The following is a 20852-nucleotide window of genomic DNA, read 5'->3' as shown; positions in this document are numbered from 1 at the left end:
GGCGTAGCCGGTGAGAAACGAGGTTTACGATGAAAGGCTTAAAAGCGTACCAGCAGGTAAATACCCAGACCAGCATCACTGATGCCGATCCGCACAAGCTGATCCAATTGTTGTATAACGGCGCGCTGGAGCGGATCAATATGGCCAAGGCTCGCATGCAGGCCAAAGATTTCGAAGGCAAGGGAAAACTGATTGGCAAGGCCATTGAAATCATCGGTGGGCTGAGGGGCTTTTTGGACTTCGAAAAAGGTGGTGAGCTAGCTGCGCGCCTTGAAGGTTTGTACGACTATATGGAGCGTACGCTTCTTGAAGCCAGTGCCAAGAACGATATGGCCAAGCTGGATGAAGTCGCAGATCTGCTGCGCTCGATCAAAGATGGTTGGGATGGGATTCGTGAAGAGGCGGTATCTAAGTCGGCTCAGGTTGGTTGATTTTACCTTCCGGCCCCCTCTCCCCGGCCCTCTCCCGCAAGGGGAGAGGGAGTAGATAGCGTAAGCCTCTCGCATCATGCCGGTGCCGGAGAGGGGTGTTGTTAGTGCTGCCCCCTAATAGCCAACTCCCCCGCACTCCCGTACAATACGCCCCTTCTTTTCAATACATCCATTCTGTTCAGTCTGGAGCAAAAATATGTCTGATATTAAAAAGGTGGTTCTGGCCTATTCTGGCGGCCTGGATACCTCCGTTATTGTTCGGTGGTTGCAGGATACCTATAACTGTGAGGTGGTGACTTTCACCGCCGACATCGGCCAGGGTGAGGAAGTTGAGCCGGCGCGTGCGAAGGCAGAAGCCTTGGGCGTGAAGGAAATATACATCGAGGACCTGCGCGAAGAGTTTGTGCGCGATTACGTGTTCCCGATGTTCCGTGCTAACACTGTTTATGAAGGTGAGTACCTGCTGGGTACGTCTATCGCTCGCCCTTTGATTGCCAAGCGTTTGATTGATATTGCCAATAAAACTGGCGCAGATGCGATTTCCCACGGCGCGACGGGTAAGGGTAATGACCAGGTTCGTTTCGAGCTGGGTGCTTATGCGCTTAAGCCAGGTGTTAAGGTTATCGCGCCTTGGCGTGAGTGGGATCTGAACTCCCGTGAGAAGCTGCTGGCTTACTGCGCTGAGCGCAATATCCAGGTAGACATGAAGAAAGGCAAATCGCCTTACTCCATGGATGCCAACCTGCTGCACATTTCTTACGAAGGCATGAATCTGGAAGATCCTTGGTCAGAAGCTGAGGATGATATGTGGCGCTGGAGTGTGTCTCCGGAAGCTGCACCGGATAAGCCCACGTACATCGAGCTGACCTACCGCAAGGGCGACATTGTTGCCGTTGACGGTGTGGAGATGAAGGCCCACGAAGTGTTGGAAAACCTGAACAAGGTGGCTGGCGCTAACGGTATTGGCCGTTTGGATATTGTTGAGAACCGCTATGTGGGCATGAAGTCCCGTGGCTGTTACGAAACACCGGGCGGCACGATTATGCTGCGCGCGCACCGTGCTATCGAGTCCATCACTCTGGACCGCGAAGTGGCGCACCTTAAAGATAGCTTGATGCCGCGTTACGCTGAGGTTATCTATAACGGTTACTGGTGGTCGCCAGAGCGTGAAGCTCTGCAGGCATTGATCGACCAGACTCAGGAATACGTGAACGGCGTTGTTCGCCTGAAGCTGTATAAGGGCAACGTTGATGTTGTGGGCCGTAAGTCTGACGACTCTCTGTTCGATGAAACCATCGCGACCTTCGAAGAAGATCACGGTGCTTACGATCAGAAGGATGCAGAAGGGTTCATCAAGCTGAACGCTTTGCGCCTGCGGATTGCTGCGGGTAAAGGCCGTAAGCTTTAAGGTAAGGCCCAAGTCGTAAAATTAAGTAGTAGGCGCCCGGAACTCTCCGGGCGTCTTCCCCGCCACCGCTTTGAATTTGCGGTGAAACGACGTGGTTTCGCTGTACCCTAGCCGCAGTGCAATGTCTGGAATGCTTAAATCGCTGTTCAGCAGGTAATCTTCCGCCATTTTCTGGCGCACTTCATCCAGCAACTTCTGATAAGAAACCCCTTCATGGCTTAGCTTTCGTTGCAGGGTTCTGCTCGTAATCCCTAAATCTTCCGCCACCATGTCTTGCCGGGTTATGCCGTGCATCAGCTGTTTCTGGATGCTGTGCTTCACCTGTGATGTCAGGTCTGTGTCTGTATCCAATGAAGCAAGCTGGGTGAGGGCGTGGGCTTCAAGGGTTTTGCGCAGCATGGGGTCGGGTTGTCGCAGGCGGGTTTCCAGCAGTTCTTTTTTGAGGGTGATGGAATCTTCGTCAGCACCAAACTGCACAGGGCATTTCCAGCGCTCCAGATAGGCTTGTTCGAGTTCACTGCCGGGGGATTGCCGCATCAGGCGCACGCCGGTGGGGGAGGCAGTTGTATCGTCCGCCAACCAGCGAGCGTAGTTCACCCAGGAAGCGAACACGTTGTCGATCACCTGCGGTCGTACAGCCGGGTCGTTGTAGTTGCAGTTCCAGATTAGCTTGATGCAACCCTGTTCCATGGCGAGTGCGGTGGTGCCCATATCGCCTACCAGCTTTTCAAACGGCGCAATGCGGGCAACGGCTTCCCCGAGGGTGACACAGCTCATGGTGATGTAGCCCAGCACACTGTAGGAGCCCGGCTGTACAAAATCGCCGGTTTCAAGCCCGAGTATGGGGTTGTTGGTGAGTTCGCAGAGTAGAAGAATGAACTGCTGAAACTGATCGCCGTTTATTCGGCCTTCGTCAGAATCCAGAAGGGCGGGGTCTAGCCCGGCTTTTGTAAAAAGCGCAGAGGTATCGGCGCCAATGGATTCGGCGGCGCGCACATACTGGCGCAGGGCAGCAACGGAGGCGGTTCCAAGATTTGTCATGATGGGTTTGTCACGATTACAGCACGGTTGTTTTTAGGTGTTATCAGGGGAGTATAACGAAACTTGTGCTGAACAACTTAAACGAATGGTTTGCCCGGGGCAAAAAACAAAAAGGCCAGCTAAAGAGCTGGCCTAAAGAGAGAGAACAAACGAAAGTGCCTGAAAAATTCGTTAATTCGGTGGATTCCCATTTAACGGCGGAGGTACAACACGGCTCCTCCGCCATGGGGGATACTGCTTAAATCCACAATCTCAGAATAGGGCGTTCGCTGGTCTGTGTCTGTGCGTGATGTGTGTCACAGTGTTACAGATTGTTCCAGGCTCAGGCGCTTGCACCCAGCGTCGGTACCGTCTCGGTAAAACGCCTGGTTTCGTAAGCATCTACAAGCCCGTGTACAGCCGCTTGCTCCATATCCCGGATGGAGGGCGTTCCGTTTTGAGCATCGGCTTTGCACAGCACCATGCCGGCCTCTACTGAAATGTACCCGGCTGTTGTTTTCAGGGCTTTGTGGTTAATGCCATCAAATACCCGGCGAAACGCCGTGGTAGTGCAGTGGTCACTATTCGGGAAGTACGCAATGATGGCGAACTGGTTGTCGCCCACACGGCAAAGCACGTCGATGGGGCGAATCAGGGTGCTGAGCCTGCGCGCAATACCAACCGCCAGCTCAGACATTACCGTGGGCGGGTGCTTGCGCTTCAAATCCTGCCAGTTGCGAATGCCGCACAGCACATAGGCCGATGCACCGCCCCGGGATTCTGCGTGCCGAAGCATTTTGGTGAGCCGGTCGCGGCCGTACCGGTTGTTGCACAGCCCGGTTTCCAGATCAATGATATTGCTGGATTCGAGTTCGCGGTTGTTCTCGATGAGCAAGGCATTGGCGCGCAGCAGCGTGTTCTGGCGATCTGCCATGCGGTCTGCAGCAAAAATCCTGGGAATCAGCTGCTTGGTCATGTCGGATTTGTAAATGAAGTCGTCTACGCCCCGGTCGAACGCTAATGCCAAGGCTTCTACGCTTTCCCGGGCTGTCAGGAGGAATACGTAGGTGTAGTGGTTCGTTTGTTCATCCAGTTGGCGTACCTTGTCAGTGAGTTGCAACCCGTCCATTTCAGGCATCAACCAATCTGCAATTAGCACACTTACCGCACGCTGTTCCATCAGCTTAAGGGCCGCAGGGGCATTGTTGGCGATGCGTACGTCGCGATACCCGGCATTTCGCAGAGTTCGGCCAACCACCATACTGCTGAATTTAGCGTCGTCTACTACGAGGATAGGGAGATCCAGATTCGGCATTGTTACCTACTTTTACCAGTCCATTGTCAGATGCGGGGATTTCCGGAGCTTGGTATGCTTGGCCCCTTAAATTCAAGCAACGAGTATACTCGCTACAGCTCCTGGAGAATAACGATCATGCCCTCTTTTGACATTGTTTCAGAAATTGATATGCACGAAGTGACCAATGCGGTGGACAAAGCCAAGAAAGATCTGGGTAATCGCTGGGATTTTAAAAATGTCGATGCGGATATCGAAATGGATGATAAGGGTGTAACGGTCAGCGCGGAGCAGGAATTTCAGCTTGAGCAGTTGATCGACATTCTGCGCATGGCGTTTGCGAGCCGGGATATTGATGGTCGTGCACTTTCAGAGAGTGGCGAAAGCAAGTCCGGAAAGCTGATAAAGCAGCACTTTGTCCTTAAGCAGGGCCTTGAAACCGATATGGCAAAAAAAATCGTGAAGCTGATCAAAGAGGCCAAGTTGAAAGTGCAATCCAGCATTCAGGGTGACAAGGTGCGCGTAACCGGCAAAAAGCGGGACGATCTGCAAACTGCGATTGCCTTGCTGCGTGAGACCGAGCTAGACGTACCCCTGCAGTTCAATAATTTCCGCGACTGATTCGGAGGCTCCACCATTTCAACCGGCACCCGTCTGGATTTAATCCGGGACACGCTTCACACCTACACGCGCTGGCAGGTGATTGCTCTGCTGTTTCTCGGCTTTTCTGCCGGGTTGCCGTTTTTGCTGGTGTTCTCCACGTTGAACGCTCGGCTTGCGGATGTGGGCGTGGAAACCGCCACCATCGGTTTTTTCAGCTGGCTGGGGATTACCTATTCCATCAAGGTGTTTTGGGCGCCAGTTGTGGATCGGCTGAAACTGCCGGTGCTGGACAGGCTTTTGGGCAAACGCCGCAGCTGGATTTTGTTCGCGCAGGTGGGTATCGCCACCGGGTTGTATCTCATGGCCCATGTGGATGCCATTGCGGTTCCGGAAACCATGGCATTGTGCGGCTTGTTGGTGGCGTTTTCCTCTGCTACTCAGGACGTGGCCATTGATGCTTATCGCATTGAGATCGCTGAAGAGCGGCTGCAGGCGGCACTGGCAGCTACCTATATTTTTGGGTATCGGCTGGCGCTCCTGGTTGCAGGCGCGGGCGCTTTGTATCTTGCCGAGTTCTGGTCCTGGCAGGTGTCCTATGAGGTTATGGCGGCACTGGTGGGCGTGGGCGTATTAACCGTGCTGGTGGTGCGAGAGCCTGCGGTGAACCATTTTTCGGCTGCTCAGGATATTGCACAGAAAATCGAGCAGGAAGCTGCGAAACGCACCCACCTGGGGCCTCGGGTAGCCCGATTTGCAGGTTGGTTTTACGCTGCAGTTGCGGGGCCGTTCCTGGATTTCTTTCGCCGTTATAAAGAGCTATCCATCGCGATTCTGTTGATGGTGGCGGTGTACCGTATTTCCGACATTGCCATGGGGGTAATGGCCAATCCCTTCTATCTGAATTTTATGGGTTTCAGCAAAACCCAGGTGGCAGACGTTACCAAGATTTTCGGGTTTTTCATGACCATTGCCGGCTCCCTCGCAGGTGGTGTTCTGGTTGTACGATACGGCACCCGAAAGATTCTGCTGGCGGGGGCCATCCTGACGGCCAGTACGAATCTTTTGTTCGTGTTTTTGGCGCAGTATCCGCCCAACCTGGCCACTCTGGCGGTAGTCGTGAGCGCCGATAATCTCAGCGGTGGTATTGCCAATGTGGCGCTGATTGCCTGGCTGTCCAGCATGACCAGTGCGTCTTTTACTGCTACTCAATATGCGTTGTTCAGTTCCTTGATGACGCTGCCGGGTAAGTTCCTGGGCGGTTTCTCGGGGATGGTTGTGGCAGGCTATGGTTATGCGGAGTTCTTCCTCGTGGCCGGTTTGATGGGGATCCCCGCCATTCTTCTGGCTATGTTCCTGATTCGGCAGGGTGAGAGGCTGGATGCGCTGGCGCCCGATCACTCGGGAGGCGGTGAGCCGAATACCCCTCAATCAACGGGTATATAGGCGCTATGGAGCATCTAGAGGAGCCAAACAAAGATCAAAAAATCTGGCAGGTGGTTATGGCAATCCCGGCTGGGAAGGTTGCAAGCTATGGACAAGTAGCTCAAATGGCCGGTCTTGGCCGCCAAGCCCGTTATATTGGCCGCGCTCTTGGCAAACTACCCGAGGGCCATGCCGTGCCTTGGTACCGTGTTATCCGAAGCAATGGGCAGATTGCTTTTCCCGAAGGCTCAGAGATATACCGGGAGCAGGTTAGCCGGCTGGAAGCCGAAGGCGTGGAAGTGGTCAACAGCCGGGTGGCTATGCGCCGGTTTCGGTGGCAATAAGGGTTTGCGCCCGATCTCACACCAAAACCGGTTTTGACTAATATACTCTAAAGCCTCAGAGCACCATCCACTTCAATCATCCGACCAGACAAATAGTCGTTTTCAAAGATAAACGCTGCTGTTGAAGCAATCTCTTCAGGCGTGCCCATGCGCTTCAATGGAATACCTGCGGTCATCTTCTCCAGTGCTTCCGGCTTCATGGAGGCGGTCATTTCAGTTTCGATGAAGCCCGGTGCAATACCCATGCAGCGGATGCCGTGGCGGGCGAGTTCTTTTGCCCATACTGGCACCAGAGCAGACACGCCGGCTTTGGCTGCAGAGTAGTTGCTTTGCCCCATGTTGCCGGCGCGGGAAATGGAGGCGATGTTGATGATGGCGCCTTTGCTGCCAGTCTGGATCATCTGGGTGGCGGCTTCACGGCCACACAGGAAAACGCCGGTGAGGTTAACATCGATAACCGACTGCCACTGAGACAGCTCCATGCGCTTGGTGATCTCGCCATCTTTGGTTTTCAACAGCAGACCATCTCGCAATATGCCGGCGTTGTTAACCAGGCCGTTAAGCTGGCCGAAGTCTTTTGCAATGGCTGCAAAGGTTGCTTCTACTTCGTCTTCTTTTGCCACATTGCACAGGTAAATTTTTGCTTCAGAGCCCGCTGCTTTGCAGGCTGCTGCAGCTTCCTCCAGCCTGTCCTGGGCAAGGTCAATCAGCGCCAGTTTGGCGCCTTTGGCCGCCAGGTATTCTGCCATGGCGCGGCCGAGGCCCTGGCCGCCGCCGGTAATTGCAATCACGGAATCTTGAAGTTTCATGTTTTGCCCTTAAATAGAAATCAGATGTAATCGAAAGGGCTGCGAGTATACCAGACCTTGGAATGCCCAAACCCGAAACACGAGAGCCTGATGTCCATATTCTTGTTTGTTTTTATTGTTATGCCGATTGCCGAAATGGCGGTTCTGATTCAGGTCGGCAGCGTCATTGGTGTGTTCAATACCATCGGTTTCGTGTTGCTGACGGCGGTGGCGGGGGCTTGGCTGCTTCGCCAACAAGGGCTGGCAACTCTGTTGAAAGCCAACCAGCGCCTGAGCAGCGGTGAGCTCCCGGCCAAGGAGGTGGCTGAGGGGTTAATTCTTGCAGTTGGCGGCGTGCTTTTGCTTACCCCGGGCTTTATTACTGATGCCGTCGGGTTTTTGTGCCTTTTGCCATTCAGCAGGCACTGGCTGGCGGCTCAGGCACTGAAGCGTATGGTTGCGACCAACACAAGCGGTGGGTTTTATTTTCGAGCGGGTGGCGGGCAAAGCCCCTTTGGAGATTCCGGTAACCCCTTCGGGCAACAGCGCCCGTTCGACCGCGACGGCAGCGGCGACATTATCGAAGGGGAATACCGTGATGAAACTGAAACCAACCATGATCGCCTCGATAAAAAGTGAAAAATTTATCAGGGCAGGTGTTGAAAACCCCTGTACCAGCCCCACATAGGAATCACAAGTTCGCCGCAGGCTGATACTTGCTGGAAAACAGCAGGTTAGAAGCCGGGCAATTTTGTCGGATTGCACCTGTAGTCCGGCCATTAACAGTAAATGTCATTGCCACATTAATCTGACTAATTGGAGAAAACCGAGCAATGAAGATTCGTCCGTTACACGATCGTGTCGTTGTACGCCGTAAGGAAGAAGAAGAGAAAACTGCAGGCGGCATCGTGCTGCCGGGTAATGCCAAAGAGAAGCCGTCCCAGGGTGAAGTCATTGCCGTGGGTAATGGTCGCATTCTGGAAAATGGCGAGACTCGTGCGCTGGCAGTCAAAGCGGGTGATACCGTGGTTTTTGGCCAATACGCCGGCAACACTGTAAAAATCGACGGTGAAGAGCTGCTCATCATGAGCGAAAGCGATATTTACGGCGTGCTTGAGTGATCGCTGAAGCAATTCGCACGAACAGTCATTAACTCGATTGATTCAACGAATTCGATTTAACGAACAGGAATAGAACACATGTCAGCAAAAGAAGTTAAATTCGGTGATAACGCCCGTAAGCGCATGGTTGCAGGCGTCAACGTTCTTGCAGACGCAGTTCGCGTAACTCTGGGCCCTAAGGGCCGTAACGTGGTTCTGGAGAAGTCTTTCGGCGCTCCGATAATCACTAAAGACGGTGTGTCGGTTGCCAAAGAAATCGAACTGAAAGACAAGTTCGAGAACATGGGCGCCCAAATGGTGAAGGAAGTTGCTTCCCAGGCGAATGAAACGGCGGGTGACGGTACCACTACCGCAACCGTTCTGGCGCAGGCCATCGTAAATGAAGGCGTTAAGTCCGTTACCGCCGGCATGAACCCAATGGATCTGAAGCGCGGCATCGACAAGGCCACTACGGAAGCCGTTAAAGCTATCCGTGAAATGGCCCGTCCTTGCGACGATACCCGTAGCATTGCGCAGGTAGGCACCATTTCTGCCAACGGCGACGAGACTATCGGCAAGCTGATTGCTGATGCTATGGAGAAAGTTGGTAAAGAAGGCGTTATTACGGTTGAAGAAGGCCGTGGCCTGGATGATGAACTGGACGTAGTAGAAGGCATGCAGTTCGATCGTGGCTTCCTGTCTCCGTACTTCATCAACAACCAGGACAACATGTCGGTTGAACTTGACGACCCGTACATGCTGTTGGTCGACAAGAAAATCTCCAACATCCGCGAGTTGCTGCCGGTGCTGGAAGCTGTTGCCAAAGCAGGCAAGCCGCTGATGATCATTGCTGAAGACATCGAAGGCGAAGCGCTGGCTACTCTGGTTGTGAACAACATGCGTGGCATCGTGAAAGTCGCTGCTGTTAAAGCGCCTGGTTTTGGTGATCGCCGCAAGGAAATGCTGCAGGACATCGCCATTCTGACCGGCGGTACTGTGATTTCCGAAGAAGTTGGCCTGAGCCTGGAGAACACCACTCTAGATGATCTCGGCACAGCCAAGCGTGTAAACCTGACCAAAGAAAACACCACCATCATTGACGGTGCTGGTGCACAGGCTGATATCGAAGCCCGTGTTGAGCAGGTGCGTAAGCAGATTGAAGACAGCTCCTCAGATTACGACAAAGAAAAGCTTCAGGAGCGTGTGGCCAAGCTGGCTGGCGGTGTTGCCGTTATCAAGGTAGGCGCTGGTTCTGAAGTAGAAATGAAAGAGAAGAAGGCACGCGTTGAAGACGCGCTGCACTCTACTCGCGCTGCCGTTGAAGAAGGCATTGTGCCTGGTGGTGGTGTAACCCTGATCCGCGCTATTGCTGCGCTGGACAAGGTAGATGCCATCAACGAAGAGCAGAAAGCCGGTGTTAACATCCTGCGTCGTGCGATGGAAGCGCCTCTGCGCCAGATCGTATCCAACGCAGGGGGCGAGCCTTCTGTAGTGGTTGCCAAGGTTCGCGAAGGCGAAGGCTCCTTTGGTTACAACGCTGCTATCGAAGAGTACGGCGATATGCTGGAAATGGGTATTCTGGACCCAGCCAAGGTAACCCGTTCTGCGCTGCAGGCTGCTGCGTCTATCGCATCTTTGATCATCACCACTGAGGCGATGGTTGCAGACGAGCCAGCAGAAGAAGGCGCTGGCGGCGGAATGCCAGATATGGGCGGAATGGGTGGAATGGGAGGCATGGGTGGCATGATGTGATGCCGTTCATAGCTTGCTGATTCCGACTGCGTCGCAAAAATAGCGACGTGGCCTGATCTGCACTCAAAAACCCCGCGTCGGTTCACACTGATGCGGGGTTTTTGTTTTTTTGTCATGAACTTGACCTGAGCGTTTGCTAGACTCGGCAACCGGTCAACTGTCTGTGTGCTACCGAATGAGCGACGCTGAATCCAAACCTTTTCTTCGCCCCGGCAAACTGTTTTTGCTTGTGTTGCTGGGGCTGTTTGTTTACTTGGGCGCCCTTATTGTTTTCGTTCCGGCCGGCTGGGTCTGGCATAAAGCCTCTCCCTATGTTTCTTTGCCACCTCAGGTACAGGTGCAGCAGATAGCGGGCCGTGTTTGGGATGGTACCGCCAGCGTGGTGGTTGCCGGTTTCCCGTTGCGTGTTGAGTGGCAGCTGGGTTGGCCATCTATTACCCAGTTGGAACAGCCGGTACGGATTTCTGTGGCTTCGCTGCAATCCGAGGTTTCGGGCGATATAGCTATAGGGTGGCCAGAAAATGCCCGGCTGAATGCCCATGGCACCATTGCTGTCGCTGAGTTTGAAGAATTGATTCGGCGCAGCGGTGGCGCAATGATTGAGGGCGATGTGAGCATTGATCGCCTGGTTCTGGAGTGGGCGGATGGCCGCGTTATTCGTGCGGATGGTCTCGGAAGATGGGCTGGCGGTAGCGTAAGCTGGCCTATGGGCGAGCAAACCGGGCAAGCTAAGTTCCCGCCTATGCAGGCCACCATGGATACCACCAGCGGTGGCGTGGCCTTGGTAGTTGCCGAGCAGGCAGGCAGTGGCCCAGCGGCGGATGCCAGTATTCTCTGGAACGGGATGATGGAGTTACGGGTATATAAACGCATGATAGATCTTGCGGGCCAACCCTGGCCGGATTCAGCCAGCCCCGATGATATTGTGTTTCGTGTAAGGCAACCGCTGTTACCGGGGGCACGTTGATGGTGGCAATGCCGGCTCCTGATACCCAACACCGGATTGCCAAAACGGTGGCCAACCTGTTGCTGGTATGGCTGGTTGTGTATTTGAGTGTTGCGATTGCAAACGCCACATGGCTATTTGCCTGGCAGGATCAACCGATTGTGGTTGCGCCTGCAGGTGGCCCATCTGCGGTCCAGGCTTTTGGGCGGTCTGGTAGCTACCCACTGGCCAGTTATGAGTTTTTTGGCCGAGCGGAAGCGCCTGGGGAGGTAGCAGAAGCGGCTAAGCGTGCGGCTCCGGAAACCGGTTTGCGGCTAAGGCTTGAAGGTGTTCTTGTAGGACAGCGCCCGGAAGACTCGGGTGCTATAGTGGCCGGGAGTAATGGTGAAACCGCGTGGTATCGTGTTGGTGATATGCTGCCAGGCAATGCCGAATTGGCTGAGGTGGAAGCGGGCCGAATCCTGATTCGCCGTGGTGGGCGCTATGAGTCTCTGACATTTGAGGAAGACAATGCTTCCACAATGGTTGCAGAGGTGGCACAGGTACCTGCAGAATCATCACCGGAAGCATTCCTTGAGAATGCAAGGCAGCAGCTCGATAGCGCAGGCGCGGCGGCATTGACCCCATACGGGCTTGCGCCAGTGGATGAGTCCGGCGGCTCGGGCTACGTGTATGATGGCTCCAATGCCATGCTGAACGCAGTGAATCTCAAAGCGGGTGATGTGATTACCGCCATCAACGGGCAGCGCCTGGGTGATGTGCAGCAAGATCGATCGCTGCTCGAAAGCTGGCGCGGCCAAGCCAGCCTGGATATAGAAATCGAACGTGACGGGTCTATTCTCAACATCAGTTATGCCATACCTGAGCAGTGGCGCTGACCGGGTTTATCGATACAGGACGAGATCGCCAGATGTATAACTACAAGACCAATTTTTTGCGGGCTGTGGCTCTGCTTATTTTACTGCCCCTGATGTCGGCGGCGTACGGCCAGGATGAAACATGGCGGTTGAACCTTAAAGACGCAGATATACGCGCTTTTGTTACTCAGGTGGCCGATATAACCGGCTATAGTTTTGTGGTGGATCCTCGGGTCAAGGGCAAGGTGACGGTTCTCTCCAGCGCCCCCATGAACAAGGATCAGATCTACGATTTGTTCCTTGCCGTGCTTAACGTGCACGGATTTACGGCCATTCCCGGTGAGGAAGTCATCAAGGTTGTACAGCAGGTGGATGCCAAACAGTCTGCTGAGGTTCTCGGCCGTTTCTCAAATATTCCATCAGAACAGCTTATAACCCGTGTTATCCAGATTGATAATGCCAGCGCACTGGAGCTAGTGCCTATTCTCCGGCCGCTGGTGGCAAAGTATGGTCATCTGGCCGGTGTCGCGGCAGCCAATGCTCTGATTATCAGTGACCACGCGTCCAACATTCAGCGCATGGAGCAGATTGTTCGGGAACTGGACAGCCCCTCCAAGTACGAGGTGGAGGTGATCAAGCTCAAGGAAGCCTGGGTTGGGGATATGGTGACTCTGTTGCAGGAGTTGGCCCCAGACGAGTTGGGCCGGGCCGGTAATGACAGCGCCGCAAGAAAATACAGTGTTACCGCTGATGAGCGCAGTAACCGATTGATCCTCAGAGGCGATGAATCGTTCCGTAGCAAAATGCGTGGGTTGATCACGCAGCTGGATCAGCCCTCTGCCAGTGGCGGAGCAACCAAGGTTATTCGCCTTAAGCACGCAGACGCGAAAAACCTCACGGAATTGCTTAAAGGTGTGATGGGCGAACTCACGAAAGAGGGCTCAGGAGGCGCGTCTGGCGGTGGTGCCAGCAGCAAGCCGACAGGCAATTTTGCAGTGTTTGCAGATGAGGGGCTAAACGCACTGGTGGTCCGAGGCGAGCCTTCATTGATGCAAGAGGCTGAAGAGATTGTCGCCGCACTGGATGTGCGCCGTGCTCAGGTGATGATTGAAGCTGCCATTGTCGAGATCAGCGATGAACTGGGTCAGGATCTTGGCGTTCAGTTAGCCGTGGGCGACGAGTCGGGTTCTTCTTCGCCAGTTATGGGATCAAACTTTGGAAACGTTGGTCGCAGTTTGGGCGAAGTGCTGAGTGCAATACTGACAGGCTCGGCGCTTACACCGGCCACGGGTGGCGGCACGATCGGGGCAGGCCAGAGAAACAAGGACGGGGTAAGTTGGGGCATCTTGTTACAAGCGCTTTCTACGTCTGCAGCCGCGAACCTGCTTTCCACGCCCAGTATTATCACACTGGATAACCAGGAATCGGAAATTATTGTGGGGCAAAACGTTCCTTTCCGTACCGGCCAGTCTACGGTAACGGGGGATGGTACCACCAACCCGTTTACGACCATCGAGCGTAGGGATATTGGCTTGACCCTCAAGGTAACACCCACCATCAGTGCAGATGGCCTTGTCAGGCTGGTGGTTGAGCAGACGACTGAAAGTGTTGCCGACAGCATTGAAGACGCGTCAGACATTGTCACCAACAAGCGTGAAATAAAGACAACCGTGCTGGCGGATGATGGCGAAACCATCGTGCTGGGCGGTCTTACCCGCGATGACTATCAGGTTAACCGGAGCAAAGTGCCTTTCCTTGGGGATATTCCTTACCTTGGCAGGCTGTTTTCATCCGAGTCTGAGCGCCGGGTAAAGCGCAATTTGCTGGTGTTCTTGCGGCCTAAAATTATGCTTGGCAAGACTGAGGCTGTTGAGGCGACATCGGAGAAGTTCAACAAACTCTGGAAGGTAAACCTGGATATCCGTGACAAGCTTGGCCTGCCAGAAATGGACGCTAACCCGCGCGTGGACATTCTGTTCAATCTGGATGAGCCGGTTCGATAAACCGGCTTCTCTTCACACCACCATTGGCGGCATCGGGCAATCCATCTGATCCGCCACGAGCCTCATCAGTTCGTACTCTCTCGGGTCAATCACCCCGTCATGGGTGATGCAGTGGCCACAGGCATCGATTACCGCAGGCTTTAGGAGCGCTGAAAGGCCGTTGAGCTCTTTCAGTGCTTCTTGCAGTTCGCGCATGCTTACCTTCGGTAGTATCGGGTGGTCAGAGTTGCCACTGCTGGCAAAACCGGCCATTGCCTCACGGTACAAGGTATTAACTTCTTCCTGTGTGCTGTCTGATCCTGCGCGAGCCATGAGGCTCAGAAGCCTTTGCAATGCGGGCATAACCGCTTTGTAGCTGCGGTAGCGCACTGGAATCACTCGTGCGGAATCCGCCCCGAGATGACGGGAAAGGAAGCTGGTGAGAGTCAGTTCGAACAGGGTCACCCGATTGTCCGCATTCACCAGAGCTCTCACACACCGAATTAATTCAGCGCGTTCCTCCGGGTCCAGTTTTCTGAGCGCAGGCATGGCAAGTTCCAGGGCAGGAAAGCGCACGGCTTCACCGATTTTCTGGAGCGTTGGAATCAGTTTTTCCAGCAACTCGGGTTGCGGTCCGAATAACGAGTGCTCCGGCAGTAATGCGAGCTGCTCTGCCTGTTCTTTCTGGCTGAGGTCGCTGAGAAGCAGCGCATAACAGAGTTGGATGGCGCCCGCTCGGGTATAAAGTAAACCGCGAAAGGTTGATGGCAAGCGCTGTAGCAGTTTGACCGCAAAATCTTCGCCTTCCTGGCTGATGGTGCCAACTCGCTCAGACATTTTTTGCATGCTGGCGGGGGGAGTGGGCGCGTGTGTGGCAATAGCGGAGCCTGACAGTGATGTACGCCTGCCGGAGACGGTGCCGTAGATGTCGGTAGCCGCACTCGCAAAACCGGAGACTCCGGATGGCTGGGCTCCGGTGGTTGCGGAACGCAAATCATCGCCTGTTTCTGTATCGCGGAGGCGGCTCTTGAGCCGGGCCATCAGCCCTGGCTGGATCGCGTTTATGCGTTGCTCGATAGGCGGGTGGGATGCAAGAAGAGACGCGAGCTTCATATGTGTGGCTTCACCAAAACACATGTGATTCATGTTGCTGGCATGGCCGGTGGTGTCCAGGTAACTGCCTTTGAGTCCAATCTTGAAAAGGGCACCGCCAATCCCGTCCGGGTTGCGTGTGAACTGCACAGACGATGCATCTGCAAGAGTTTCCCGCTGGCGGGATACAGCGGCCTGAATGAGGCGCCCAAAGAATACGCCCACATAACCGATGATAAAAAGTGCGAAGCCAACAATGCCAAAGGCAGCTTGAGCCCGTCCATCCTTATTGCGGCCAGAGGTACGCCCGCCGCTGTAAAACGCTGTGCGAAGAAGGAAGCTGCCAATCTGCCCGATCATCAAGATACCGGCAAGCAAAGCGATGAGGCGCACGTTCAGGCGCATGTCGCCATTGAAGATGTGGCTGAATTCGTGCCCCACGACGCCCTGAAGCTCATCCCTGGTGAGTTGGGTGATTGCACCATGGGTAACGACCATAACGGCAGAACCGGGAGTGTAGCCGGCCACAAAGGCGTTGATGCCTGTTTCGTTGTCCATGATGTAGAGTTCCGGCACAGGCACACCGCTCGCTATAGCCATTTCCTCCACAATGTTGCGCAGAACCCGTTCGTCGCTGTCGCGGGTATCAGGGTCAATGGGGCGTGCGCCCACCATTTTTGCAACACGGCTACCGCCGCCGGCAAGATCCGCCCAGCGAATCATGGAGCCTATGAAAATGAGAAGGATAACGGCAGAGGCCGTGGTCAACCCGTGGCTGGAGGCTAGCCAGTGGTGGAAAGGTTGGCCTGTGGTTTCACTGCGAGTTACAAAATAACCAACCAGGCATACAGCGAGTGTAATCAGCACCACCGCTGTGAGAAACAGGAATACCAGCAGGCTGGTATTGCGCCGGGCACTGGCCTGGCGCTGGAAAAAACCGGGATGAGCCATGGTTCAGAGCCTCAGAAGGCTACTTTCGGAACCTGGCGGGCCTCTGGAGACTCAAGCTCCAGCTGGGAGGTTTCCTTGAAGGCAAACATGCCGGCAATCACATTGTTGGGGAATTGCTCGCGGAAGATGTTGTAGTTCATTACGCCATCGTTGTATGCCTGCCGGGCAAAGGACACCCGGTTTTCTGTGCTGGAAAGCTCTTCCATCAATTGCTGTATGGTTTCGTTGGCTTTCAGGTCCGGATAGTTTTCGGCTACGGCGTAAAAGTTTGCCAGGGCTTTGGTGAGTAGATTCTCGGCGCCGCCAAGACGCTGAATTTTAGTGCCATCTCCCGGATCTTTGGCCGCATCTTTCTGGGCGCTGACAGCATTGTTTCTTGCCTCCATCACCTGGGTAAGCGTTGATTTCTCATGCACCAGGTAGGCCTTTGCAGCTTCAACCAGATTGGGAATCAAATCGTGTCTGCGCTGGAGTTGCACGTCAATCTGGGCGAACGCATTTTTGAATTGGTTGCGCAATGAAACCAGGCGGTTGTAGATAAAAACCAGATAGATTGCAGCAACGGCAATAACAATCAGGCCAATAATGGTAGTTCCCATGGCAACTCCTCATAAGTAAAAAAATCAGGCGTTATTTTCTACGGCTTTCTGATGAAATTCCTGAACAAACGCCTCAAAATCCGCAGGGCGCAATGGCCTGCTGAAGAAGTACCCCTGTGCCAGCTTGCATCCGCGCTGGGTGAGGTAGTATTCCTGTTCTGCTGTTTCAACACCCTCTGCAACGACCGTCAGGTTGAGGCTTCTTCCCAGGTCAATGATGGTGTTGGTTATGCGGGTATCTTCCTCGTTAACCAGCAGGTCACGAATGAACTGCTTATCAATCTTCAGGTGCTGTACCGGCATCTTCTTGAGGTAGGTAAGGGAAGAATAACCGGTTCCGAAGTCGTCTACGGCAATGCTGATGCCAGCGCGGTTAAGCGTATGCAGTTTGGCTACCGCATCTGCAAGGTTGGTCATAAAGCTGGTTTCTGTGACTTCCAGCTCGAGGCGGCCGGCGGGAATATCATGGCGCTTCAGTGTATCCAGAATGTCTTCGACAATACGATCCTGCCGCAGTTGCACCGCAGACAGATTCACAGCGATGCGTAGAGGAAGTTCTTTGTCAGCCCACTGCTTTGCTTGCAGGCAGGCCTGCTCCAGAACCCATTGGCCAATCTCTACAATAGAGCCGTTGTTCTCTGCCACCGGTATGAAGTAATCCGGAGGCACTAGCCCACGTATCGGGTGATCCCAGCGGATGAGGGCTTCAGCGCCAATAATCCGTTTGGTTTCAAGATTCACCTGGGGTTGATACACAAGGTGAAGCTGGTTGAGTGATAAGGCTTCGGATAGATCTTTCTCCAGTTGTTTGCGATCGCGAATTTCCTGGTCGATGCTTGCCACATAGAACTGGAAGTGATCCCGACCCTTCTGTTTGGCCAGCATCATGGTTTGCTCTGCGCTCTGCAACAGCCGGTCTGGCTGGATGGCATCGGAGGGGTAAAGTGCAATGCCAAGGGTGGCTGTCATGGAAACACTTTGGCCGTCCAGACCAATGGTTTCGTTGACCCCGGCGAGAATAGCTTCTGCTGTATCTGCTGCCTGAAAGCCGTCCTTTAACCCCTTCTCGACAATGACGAACTGATCGCCACCGAGGCGCGCTATTGTGAACCGTGATCCGCCGAGAATGCTTATTAATCTGTCTGCGACGGTTTGCAGGGTAACATCCCCTGTGCGAAAGCCACATTGATCGTTGATGGATTTGAAGTCGTCGATACCGCAGACAATGACGGACAGCAGTGTGTTATTGCGTTTCGATTCTTCGAGGTCGGCCTTCAGCAGCTCCATAAAGCTGTCCCGGCTCAGGAGCCCGGTGAGCTGGTCGTATCGAGCGAGTCGGTTTACCTTGTCTTCGGCTTCCCGATGCCGCTTCTGGCTGTCACCAATGGCAATAAGCAAGGTGTTGGTGGCGCTGACCCAAAGCCCGAGTTCGTCTTTCTCATGGCCGGTTGGTGTCGTAACCAGGCGGTCGTCGGGATGTTCCGGGTTTACCTGCATGACTGAATGCACGATGCGCAGCAATGGGCGAGTCAAAAGCACATAAAAAACGAAGTACAACACCATGCCAAGAATGACGGCGGTAGCGACTACGGACGTGAAGGTTATGCTGGCCCGGCTCAGCCACATGTGGGCAGCGGGAACCGTATCGTAGTGAACAACAAAGTGGCCGTACACCGTGCCTGAGTTGTCGTTGCGAGTCAGCTCTGTGTTGAATTGGCGTCTGGCATCAAAGATGGTGTTAATTAATGAGTTGAAGGCACTCTCGGCCTTTGGTCGTTCGCGGCTGCTTAGAGGGTCGCCATTGGTGTGAAGAATCTGGGCTAGAAGTATTTCTTCTCTGGCAAATAGGCCATCGACGACCTGGTTTGCCAAGTCTTCGTCAATACTGAACACCGCTTGAGTTGCCGAATCTTTTACCATGGCGATGGTTTGCCGGGCCTGGTTGTTCAGGTTAGCAGACACGTGTTGTGCGTCCAGCACCACCTGTATGGCACTGACGATGACACCGCTGATCAGCGCGACGGCAAGTATCCATCTAAGGATGCGATAGCCAAGGCGGTTTTCAACCTCAAAGGATTTCTGCATTAAGACCCGTCTTTAGCCTGTGCGTCAGGCGCCCGTAAACTAAAAGCCCATAAATGTCGGTGGTTTGGGATATACCTCTGCCGGCAATACGGATTGTGGCTCAGGTTAAACCATACAACACAGAGTATGGGCGATTATTTCAAATACTTCAGAATCCTGACGTTTTAATTTGTAAGTGTGGTTGATTCTCCCACAAAAAACGCCCGCTGCAAGCGGGCGTTTTTGGATCAGCCGTGGCTGACGGTAATCGGAAAACCAGCCAGATGAATCAAGCCAGATTTTCGTTCACGAAATCCCAGTTAACCAGGTTCCAGAATGCGGCCAGGTAGTTTGGGCGGGAGTTGCGGTAATCGATGTAGTACGCGTGCTCCCAAACATCCACGGTTAGCACTGGCTTGTCTGCGCCAGTCAGTGGTGTTTCTGCATTGCTGGTGTTGGCAATGGCAACGCTGCCGTCAGCTTTCTTGACCAGCCACGTCCAGCCAGAACCGAAGTTTTTGGCTGCGTTTTCGTTAAATTCTTTCTTGAAGTTATCGAAAGAACCAAACGCTTTTTCGATAGCGTCTTTTGCTGCACCTGTGGGCTCGCCGCCGCCGTTCGGGCTCAGGCAGTTCCAGTAGAAGGTGTGGTTCCATACCTGGGCTGCGTTGTTGAACAGGCCGCCACTGGCAGTTTTGATAATGTCTTCGAGTGACTTGTTGGCGTTGTCAGTACCTTCAACCAGACCGTTCAGGTTGGTTACGTAGGTATTGTGGTGCTTGCCGTAATGGTATTCGAGGGTTTCAGCAGAGATGTGTGGTTCAAGTGCGTTCTTTTCGTAAGGTAGTGCGGGAAGTTCAAAAGCCATGAGGTCGTTCTCCCTAGTCTCTCTGTTATGGTGAATGTCACTGACCTAATATAGGGTCGATTTGAGCGATATCAACCCCCAAGGCGAATCATCCTTTACGGTTGCTGCTAAGCGAGCTACTGAATTCGGGGCTGCCTGGAAGAAACTGTACGCAGTTTCTAACCCGCCAAACCAGTTCTGCGTAACTGTCTGCAAGAACATTGATGTGGCCTAGTTTGCGCCCGGGCCGCTCGCCTTTGTTGTAAAGGTGTACATGAGCGTAAGGCAGTTCCAGCAGGCGTTCAACATCCCCGTGCTCTCCGATGATGTTAATCATGCAGCTCAAACCGCGGGGCTCCACGCTGCCTAAAGGGTGCCCGCTGACGGCCCGAATGTGGTTCTCGAACTGGCTGGTCATCGCGCCTTCAATGGTCCAGTGCCCGGAGTTATGAACTCGTGGGGCCATCTCATTGGCCACCAGCCCGTTGGCCGTTTCAAACAGTTCTAGCGTAAGTACACCTACGTATCCCAGCTCGTTCAGCAGCGCCTTTATATACCGCTCGGCATCTTCCTGAACGTGTTTTTCCAGTTTTGGTGCGGGGGCGATGGCGTAGCGTAAAATCCCTTCGTGGTGTACGTTTTCTGAGATCGGATAAAAGGCCAGTTGGCCATCCTCACCACGTACAGCGATGATAGATACTTCGCGGCTGAACTCGACAAATTTCTCGACCATCAGCCGCGGATGCCCAATGCTTTCCCAGGCGGCTTCTGCGTCTTCAGGCGTTTTCAGTACCGCCTGGCCTTTGCCGTCGTAGCCTTCTGTATTGGATTTTGCGACCACCGGGCAGCCCAGGCTTTCCGCAGCGGCCTTCAACGATTCGGCGCTGTCGGCAATTTTCCACTGGGGTGTCGGGATGCCAAGTTCGCCGAACAGTGTCTTTTCGGCCTCGCGGTTCTGGCACACCTGCAGGGCGCGGGGGCAGGGGTGGACTGGCTTTTCTTTTGCCAGTTTTTCTGCAACCTCTACCGGGAGATGTTCAAATTCGTAGGTGACGCGGTCAACCCGGGAGAGGAAGTCATCCAGGTATTTACCTTCGCGATCAATGATGACCTCACCCAAGCCAGCGCTGGGGCTGCCGGACATGTCATAGAAAACAAAGGTTTTGGCCAGCGGGTATCCGGCGAGGGCGAGCATTCTTCCCAGTTGACCGGCGCCTAGTACACCAATTCTCATTTGTATTCTCCTGCCGCTGTTGGGGCACTGTACTCTGGGTGGTTAGCACGGGTGGGGCGAGGCTTCCCAAAACACGCTGTGAATACGTCCGTGTACGCTTGGCTCCGCCATCCATGGC

General features: G+C 54.0%; 19 protein-coding genes. 11 read left to right on the top strand and 8 right to left on the bottom strand.

Features of this window, described 5'->3' with window-relative positions; genetic code table 11:
- Positions 1-29: 29 nt before the first annotated feature.
- The gene (gene fliS, locus RG807_RS13555; protein ID WP_298448109.1) at positions 30-431 is read left to right on the top strand and encodes a flagellar export chaperone FliS; all 402 of its coding nucleotides are present in this window, start codon (positions 30-32) and stop codon (positions 429-431) included.
- A 196-nt stretch (positions 432-627) separates the two neighbouring features.
- Complete coding sequence (locus tag RG807_RS13550) at positions 628-1839, top strand: argininosuccinate synthase (protein ID WP_309045359.1); 1212 nt, start codon at positions 628-630, stop codon at positions 1837-1839.
- Between the two features lie 21 nt (positions 1840-1860).
- Here RG807_RS13550 and RG807_RS13545 read toward each other — a convergent pair whose 3' ends face one another.
- Both RG807_RS13545 and RG807_RS13540 read right to left on the bottom strand, forming a co-directional pair.
- Complete coding sequence (locus tag RG807_RS13545; protein ID WP_309045358.1) at positions 1861-2880, bottom strand: AraC family transcriptional regulator; 1020 nt, start codon at positions 2878-2880, stop codon at positions 1861-1863.
- A gap of 322 nt (positions 2881-3202) precedes the next feature.
- Positions 3203-4174: a response regulator gene (locus RG807_RS13540; RefSeq protein ID WP_298448105.1), complete on the bottom strand. Its 972-nt coding sequence runs from the start codon at positions 4172-4174 to the stop codon at positions 3203-3205.
- Between the two features lie 117 nt (positions 4175-4291).
- Between RG807_RS13540 and RG807_RS13535 the strand changes: the two genes are divergently transcribed.
- The 3 genes from RG807_RS13535 to RG807_RS13525 all read left to right on the top strand — a co-directional run bounded on the left by RG807_RS13535 (position 4292) and on the right by RG807_RS13525 (position 6522).
- The gene (locus RG807_RS13535) at positions 4292-4774 is read left to right on the top strand and encodes a YajQ family cyclic di-GMP-binding protein (protein ID WP_298448104.1); all 483 of its coding nucleotides are present in this window, start codon (positions 4292-4294) and stop codon (positions 4772-4774) included.
- A gap of 78 nt (positions 4775-4852) precedes the next feature.
- Positions 4853-6199, top strand: a complete 1347-nt coding sequence (locus tag RG807_RS13530; RefSeq protein WP_309045357.1) for an AmpG family muropeptide MFS transporter — start codon at positions 4853-4855, stop codon at positions 6197-6199.
- A 5-nt stretch (positions 6200-6204) separates the two neighbouring features.
- The gene (locus RG807_RS13525) at positions 6205-6522 is read left to right on the top strand and encodes an MGMT family protein (RefSeq protein ID WP_309045356.1); all 318 of its coding nucleotides are present in this window, start codon (positions 6205-6207) and stop codon (positions 6520-6522) included.
- A 47-nt stretch (positions 6523-6569) separates the two neighbouring features.
- Here the strand turns inward: RG807_RS13525 and RG807_RS13520 are convergent, their stop codons facing one another.
- Entirely contained in the window at positions 6570-7331 is a 762-nt protein-coding gene (locus RG807_RS13520) for an SDR family oxidoreductase (RefSeq protein WP_309045355.1), read from the bottom strand.
- A gap of 90 nt (positions 7332-7421) precedes the next feature.
- Between RG807_RS13520 and RG807_RS13515 the strand changes: the two genes are divergently transcribed.
- The 6 genes from RG807_RS13515 to gspD all read left to right on the top strand — a co-directional run bounded on the left by RG807_RS13515 (position 7422) and on the right by gspD (position 13968).
- Positions 7422-7949 carry an FxsA family protein gene (locus tag RG807_RS13515; RefSeq protein ID WP_309045354.1) on the top strand — a complete coding sequence of 176 codons (528 nt, stop codon included), beginning with the start codon at positions 7422-7424 and terminating at the stop codon, positions 7947-7949.
- Between the two features lie 194 nt (positions 7950-8143).
- The gene (gene groES / locus RG807_RS13510; RefSeq protein WP_100639400.1) at positions 8144-8431 is read left to right on the top strand and encodes a co-chaperone GroES; all 288 of its coding nucleotides are present in this window, start codon (positions 8144-8146) and stop codon (positions 8429-8431) included.
- Between the two features lie 78 nt (positions 8432-8509).
- Positions 8510-10162, top strand: coding sequence for a chaperonin GroEL (gene groL / locus RG807_RS13505; RefSeq protein WP_309045353.1), 1653 nt, complete (start codon positions 8510-8512; stop codon positions 10160-10162).
- Positions 10163-10337: 175 nt separating this feature from the next.
- Positions 10338-11129 carry a type II secretion system protein N gene (gene gspN / locus RG807_RS13500; protein ID WP_309045352.1) on the top strand — a complete coding sequence of 264 codons (792 nt, stop codon included), beginning with the start codon at positions 10338-10340 and terminating at the stop codon, positions 11127-11129.
- An 8-nt stretch (positions 11130-11137) separates the two neighbouring features.
- The gene (locus RG807_RS13495; RefSeq protein ID WP_435404679.1) at positions 11138-11986 is read left to right on the top strand and encodes a type II secretion system protein N; all 849 of its coding nucleotides are present in this window, start codon (positions 11138-11140) and stop codon (positions 11984-11986) included.
- Positions 11987-12018: 32 nt separating this feature from the next.
- Positions 12019-13968 (top strand): type II secretion system secretin GspD, encoded by a 1950-nt coding sequence (gspD, locus tag RG807_RS13490; RefSeq protein ID WP_309045350.1) that lies wholly within the window; start codon positions 12019-12021, stop codon positions 13966-13968.
- Between the two features lie 12 nt (positions 13969-13980).
- Here gspD and RG807_RS13485 read toward each other — a convergent pair whose 3' ends face one another.
- The 5 genes from RG807_RS13485 to RG807_RS13465 form a co-directional block, all read right to left on the bottom strand.
- A complete protein-coding gene (locus tag RG807_RS13485; protein ID WP_309045349.1) occupies positions 13981-15990 on the bottom strand; it encodes a M48 family metallopeptidase in 2010 nt (669 codons plus the stop codon).
- A gap of 11 nt (positions 15991-16001) precedes the next feature.
- Positions 16002-16589: a LemA family protein gene (locus RG807_RS13480; RefSeq protein WP_309045348.1), complete on the bottom strand. Its 588-nt coding sequence runs from the start codon at positions 16587-16589 to the stop codon at positions 16002-16004.
- A gap of 24 nt (positions 16590-16613) precedes the next feature.
- Positions 16614-18674 carry a putative bifunctional diguanylate cyclase/phosphodiesterase gene (locus tag RG807_RS13475; RefSeq protein ID WP_309045347.1) on the bottom strand — a complete coding sequence of 687 codons (2061 nt, stop codon included), beginning with the start codon at positions 18672-18674 and terminating at the stop codon, positions 16614-16616.
- Between the two features lie 268 nt (positions 18675-18942).
- The gene (sodB, locus tag RG807_RS13470) at positions 18943-19521 is read right to left on the bottom strand and encodes a superoxide dismutase [Fe] (protein WP_309045346.1); all 579 of its coding nucleotides are present in this window, start codon (positions 19519-19521) and stop codon (positions 18943-18945) included.
- A gap of 88 nt (positions 19522-19609) precedes the next feature.
- Positions 19610-20734 carry a 5-(carboxyamino)imidazole ribonucleotide synthase gene (locus tag RG807_RS13465; RefSeq protein ID WP_309045345.1) on the bottom strand — a complete coding sequence of 375 codons (1125 nt, stop codon included), beginning with the start codon at positions 20732-20734 and terminating at the stop codon, positions 19610-19612.
- Between the last annotated feature and the right edge of the window lie 118 nt (positions 20735-20852).

This window comes from Marinobacter sediminicola (assembly GCF_031157525.1).
Taxonomy (GTDB): Bacteria; Pseudomonadota; Gammaproteobacteria; order Pseudomonadales; family Oleiphilaceae; genus Marinobacter; species Marinobacter sediminicola.
Note: the sequence above shows the minus strand (reverse complement) of the source record. Positions and strands in the feature narration are given on the sequence as shown.

Excerpts from the sequence above, each read along its gene's own strand:
- fliS (WP_298448109.1), top strand. The coding sequence starts at position 30 with ATGAAAGGCTTAAAAGCGTACCAGCAGGTAAATACCCAGACCAGCATC.
- RG807_RS13550 (WP_309045359.1), top strand. The coding sequence starts at position 628 with ATGTCTGATATTAAAAAGGTGGTTCTGGCCTATTCTGGCGGCCTGGAT.
- RG807_RS13545 (WP_309045358.1), bottom strand. The coding sequence starts at position 2,880 with ATGACAAATCTTGGAACCGCCTCCGTTGCTGCCCTGCGCCAGTATGTG.
- RG807_RS13540 (WP_298448105.1), bottom strand. The coding sequence starts at position 4,174 with ATGCCGAATCTGGATCTCCCTATCCTCGTAGTAGACGACGCTAAATTC.
- RG807_RS13535 (WP_298448104.1), top strand. The coding sequence starts at position 4,292 with ATGCCCTCTTTTGACATTGTTTCAGAAATTGATATGCACGAAGTGACC.
- RG807_RS13525 (WP_309045356.1), top strand. The coding sequence starts at position 6,205 with ATGGAGCATCTAGAGGAGCCAAACAAAGATCAAAAAATCTGGCAGGTG.
- RG807_RS13520 (WP_309045355.1), bottom strand. The coding sequence starts at position 7,331 with ATGAAACTTCAAGATTCCGTGATTGCAATTACCGGCGGCGGCCAGGGC.
- RG807_RS13515 (WP_309045354.1), top strand. The coding sequence starts at position 7,422 with ATGTCCATATTCTTGTTTGTTTTTATTGTTATGCCGATTGCCGAAATG.
- groES (WP_100639400.1), top strand. The coding sequence starts at position 8,144 with ATGAAGATTCGTCCGTTACACGATCGTGTCGTTGTACGCCGTAAGGAA.
- groL (WP_309045353.1), top strand. The coding sequence starts at position 8,510 with ATGTCAGCAAAAGAAGTTAAATTCGGTGATAACGCCCGTAAGCGCATG.
- gspN (WP_309045352.1), top strand. The coding sequence starts at position 10,338 with ATGAGCGACGCTGAATCCAAACCTTTTCTTCGCCCCGGCAAACTGTTT.
- RG807_RS13495 (WP_435404679.1), top strand. The coding sequence starts at position 11,138 with ATGCCGGCTCCTGATACCCAACACCGGATTGCCAAAACGGTGGCCAAC.
- gspD (WP_309045350.1), top strand. The coding sequence starts at position 12,019 with ATGTATAACTACAAGACCAATTTTTTGCGGGCTGTGGCTCTGCTTATT.
- RG807_RS13485 (WP_309045349.1), bottom strand. The coding sequence starts at position 15,990 with ATGGCTCATCCCGGTTTTTTCCAGCGCCAGGCCAGTGCCCGGCGCAAT.
- RG807_RS13480 (WP_309045348.1), bottom strand. The coding sequence starts at position 16,589 with ATGGGAACTACCATTATTGGCCTGATTGTTATTGCCGTTGCTGCAATC.
- RG807_RS13475 (WP_309045347.1), bottom strand. The coding sequence starts at position 18,674 with ATGCAGAAATCCTTTGAGGTTGAAAACCGCCTTGGCTATCGCATCCTT.
- sodB (WP_309045346.1), bottom strand. The coding sequence starts at position 19,521 with ATGGCTTTTGAACTTCCCGCACTACCTTACGAAAAGAACGCACTTGAA.
- RG807_RS13465 (WP_309045345.1), bottom strand. The coding sequence starts at position 20,734 with ATGAGAATTGGTGTACTAGGCGCCGGTCAACTGGGAAGAATGCTCGCC.